Consider the following 434-nt stretch of genomic DNA (forward strand, 5'->3'; position numbering starts at 1 on the left):
CTCCCGCGACCGCCGCTGAGAGCCACCACCGCCCTTCTCACAGCCCCGTCTCGCGCAACGTCACGTTCAGCCGGCCGGCCCGCATCCCTGATGCGGCGTCGGCCGTCCCCGCGTAGACCTTCGTCACCCCGTGGAACGCGTACCTGGACGGGCCGCCGAAGACGAACAGATCACCCGACGCGAGTTCCACGTCCGTATAGGGCCGTCCCCGGTCCCGGGTGTTCCCGAAGCGGAACACACAGCTGTCGCCGAGGCTCAACGACACTACGGGAGCGGGCGACCGCTCCTCCTTGTCCTGGTGCATCCCCATCCGCGCGACGCCGTCGTAGAAGTTCACCAGCGCGGCGTCCGGCGCGTACGCCCCGGCGGCTCCCGTGTCCCCGTAGGCCTCTGCCACCGCAGATCGCCCCCACGCTGTCTCTTATACACATCTC

The 434-nt window shown here is 69.4% G+C and carries 1 pseudogene; it reads right to left on the reverse strand.

Features of this window, described 5'->3' with window-relative positions:
* Positions 1 to 37 precede the first annotated feature (37 nt).
* Positions 38 to 409 (reverse strand): annotated as a pseudogene (locus IH13_RS0101605) (alpha-ketoglutarate-dependent dioxygenase AlkB); the annotation flags it as partial.
* Positions 410 to 434: the final 25 nt, after the last annotated feature.

Source organism: Streptomyces sp. NRRL WC-3549, from assembly GCF_000721935.1.
Taxonomy (GTDB): domain Bacteria; phylum Actinomycetota; class Actinomycetes; order Streptomycetales; family Streptomycetaceae; genus Streptomyces.